The organism is Mycobacterium sp. ABE4_509 (assembly GCF_056160785.1).
On the sequence record NZ_JBSWXU010000262.1, the window covers coordinates 1 to 3,106 of the forward strand.

4 protein-coding genes are annotated in these 3,106 nt (G+C 71.2%); 3 read left to right on the forward strand and 1 reads right to left on the reverse strand.

Annotated elements, in window-relative coordinates; all coding sequences use genetic code 11:
• The coding region (locus ACXAID_RS27620) for a thiamine pyrophosphate-dependent enzyme (RefSeq protein ID WP_475025358.1) at positions 1 to 1,051 on the forward strand (1,051 nt) is incomplete at its 5' end.
• Complete coding sequence (gene budA / locus ACXAID_RS27625; protein WP_475025359.1) at positions 1,051 to 1,842, forward strand: acetolactate decarboxylase; 792 nt, start codon at positions 1,051 to 1,053, stop codon at positions 1,840 to 1,842. The genes ACXAID_RS27620 and budA, both read left to right, overlap by 1 nt.
• Before the next feature lie 21 nt (positions 1,843 to 1,863).
• On the opposite strand, the gene ACXAID_RS27630 is transcribed toward budA, so the two are convergent.
• Complete coding sequence (locus ACXAID_RS27630; protein WP_475025361.1) at positions 1,864 to 2,358, reverse strand: DUF779 domain-containing protein; 495 nt, start codon at positions 2,356 to 2,358, stop codon at positions 1,864 to 1,866.
• Between the two features lie 147 nt (positions 2,359 to 2,505).
• Here ACXAID_RS27630 and ACXAID_RS27635 point away from each other — a divergent pair.
• On the forward strand, positions 2,506 to 3,106 hold a 601-nt coding region (locus ACXAID_RS27635), incomplete at its 3' end, for a DUF5134 domain-containing protein (protein ID WP_475025360.1).

Consider the following 3,106-nt stretch of genomic DNA (forward strand, 5'->3'; position numbering starts at 1 on the left):
GCTGATCGGCGGCCGCGGCGCCGCACCTGCGGCGTGCGCGGCGCTGCACCGGCTCGTCGCCGGGACCGACCTCCCGGTGGTCGAGACCTTCCAGGCCGCCGGCGCCATCTCCCGCGAACTCGAGCACCACTACCTGGGCCGGGTCGGGTTGTTCCACAACCAGCCGGGCGACCGGGTGCTGATGCGTGCGGATCTGGTGCTGGCCGTCGGCTACGACCCGGTCGAGTACGACCCGGCGCTGTGGAACGACGACCTCGCCCGCACCGTCGTGCATCTCGACTCCGGGGTCGCCGCGGTCGACGGGCACTACCTGCCGGCCGTCGAACTGCGCGGCGACATCGCGGCCACCCTGGACGCGCTGGGCGCGGCGCTCGGCCACGTGCGCCTGGACGCCGCGGTCAACGCGCACAACGCGGCCGACCGCGACGAACTGCGCCGCATCGACGAGGACGCCCGCGCACACCCCGAATCCGCAGCCGGGTGCAACCCGGCGGCGGTCGTGCTGACGCTGCGCGAGCATCTGGACGACGACGCCACGGTGGCCTGTGACATCGGGTCGGTGTACATCTACATGGCCCGGCATTTCCGGGTCTATCAGCCGCGCAGGTTGCTGTTCTCCAACGGCCAGCAGACCCTCGGTGTCGCGCTGCCCTGGGCGATGGCCGCGGCGATCGTGCGGCCGGGGACCCAGTGCGTGTCGATCTCCGGTGACGGCGGCTTCCTGTTCTCGGCCCAGGAGCTCGAAACCGCCAACCGGCTCGGACTGTCGTTCACCCACGTGATCCTGCGGGACAACTCCTACGACATGGTGGGCTTCCAGGAGGAACTCAAGTACGGCCGCCGCTCCGGGGTTGAACTCGGCGACTACGACGTCGAGAAGTTCGCCGCCGCCTTCGGCGCTCGGGGACGCCGGGTCGCCTCGATGGCCGAGTTCGGCGCCGCGCTGGCCGAGGCGCTGCGCGAACCCGGCCGCACGATCATCGACGTCCCGGTCGACTACCGGCGCAACACCGAGCTGGCCGGCGAACTGATCGACGACGCGTTCCACTGATGAGCCAGAACCCCGTCGAGCGGCTCATCCATGTCGCCCAGTCCGCCCTCGAACATCTCCGGGGCCGCGGCGACGAACCGCACGTGGTGTACCAGACGTCGACGATCTCGGCGTTGCTCAACGGTGTCTACGAAGGCGACGTGACCGTGGCGGAGCTGCTCGACCAGGGCGACTTCGGGCTCGGCACGTTCAACAGCCTCGACGGCGAGATGATCATCCTGGACCGAACCTGTTACCGGCTGCGCGCCGACGGCAGCGCCGAGGTCGTCGACGGCGCACAGCGGACACCCTTTGCGGTGGTGACCACCTTCCGGCCGCAGACCGTCGTCGAGATCGACGCGCCGACCACCCGTGCGGATCTCAGCGAGCTGGTCGCCGCGCACGTCGTCAGCTCCAACCTCATGCATGCGGTGCGGGTCACCGGCGAGTTCGCCGAGGTGCACACGCGCACCGTCGAACGCCAGGACCGGCCGTTCCCGCCGCTGGTCGAAGCGACACAGGGGCAGGCCGAGGCGGTCCACCACGATGTCGCCGGGACCCTGGCAGGCTTCGTGACCCCGGACTTCGAACAGGGCATCTCGGTGGCCGGCTACCACCTGCACTTCCTGGCCGCCGACGGCCGCCGCGGCGGGCATGCCCTGGATTTCACCCTCACCCGCGGTGTTCTGGCCATCGACACCGCCAGTGATCTGCGCCTGAGCCTGCCGACATCGGGACCTTTCCTGACCGCTGCGCTGGGCGACGAAGACCTCGACGCCCAGATCCGCGCGGCCGAGGGCGGCGACGACTGAAGCGCGGCGCCCGAGCGGGCCTCAGGCGCCGGCGGCCGGGATCCGGCAGGCCGCCAGGGTCTCCGGGCTCGCGTCGGCCACCACCCGGGTGCCGTGGGCCTGCGGTCGCACACCGCGTTCGTAGTCGGCGCCGGTCACCGGGGCCGACCTGGCGAGGGCCTGGTTCTCCTCGTCGGTGAAGGCCCGCCCCCGGGACAGGAAACGCATCCCCTCGGGGGCTTCGAGGCTGAACCCGCCGCCGCGGCCGGGGACGACGTCGATGACCAGCTGGGTGTGCTTCCACGCGTCGAACTGCGGGCCCGAGATCCACACCGGAACCCCGTCGCCGACGTCGAGGACGGCCAGCAGGACGTCGCGGTCACCGACCAGGAAGTCCCCGTCGGGGTAGCACATCGGCGACGACCCGTCGCAGCAGCCGCCCGACTGATGGAACATCAGTGCCCCGTGCCGCTGCTGCAGCGTGCGCAGCAACTCCGCGGCGGCCTCGGTCACCAGTGCCTGATTGGGGGCGTCCATGCCGCCCCGAATGTCACCCGCCATGACACTCATTGTGGCCCGCCGGCCCGGCCCGCGCCCCGGCCTTTCGGATAGTGCGCCGGAGCCGGAACCAAAGCGGGGACACGGACGACTATTCGGGTGCAGGTGCTCGCACGAAGGGATGCCATGTTCACACTCGACGCCACGCCGGCGAAGTTCGTCGTGCTGTTGGTGCTGTTCGCCTGGTGCACGCTGTGGTGCGGCTATGAGCTCACCCGACGCCAGGACCGCACGCAGCGGGTCTCCAACATCGCGCACCTGGCGATGGCCGTGGTGATGCTGCTGATGGTGGCCGGATCGACCTGGGCCGGTCTCACTGCGGTGGTGCCCACCGCCGTGCTGGTCGGGTTCTTCGGGGTGGCCACGGCCTGGTTCGTCGGGTTGGCGGTCGCCGGGTTCCGGGTATCCGACCGCCGCGCCGGGTGGCATTTCAGCGGGCACGCGGCGATGTTCGCCGCGATGACCTGGCATCTGGCCGCGATGGCGGTGAAGGGCGGTCACGGCGGGCACAGCCAGGGCGGCCACAACCATGGCGGGACGGCGCACGGAGCGATGGATCACGGGGCGATGGCCCCACCGGCCGGCGCCGGACAGGGGATGACCCAGGCCGTCCAGCCCGGTGGCGTGCTGTGGCTGTTCGCACTGGCCGGGCTGCCGTTGATGGCCTACCTGCTGGTGGCGGCCGTGGCCGCGGTGCGCAATCTGGTGCGGCACCCGGCCCCGGCGG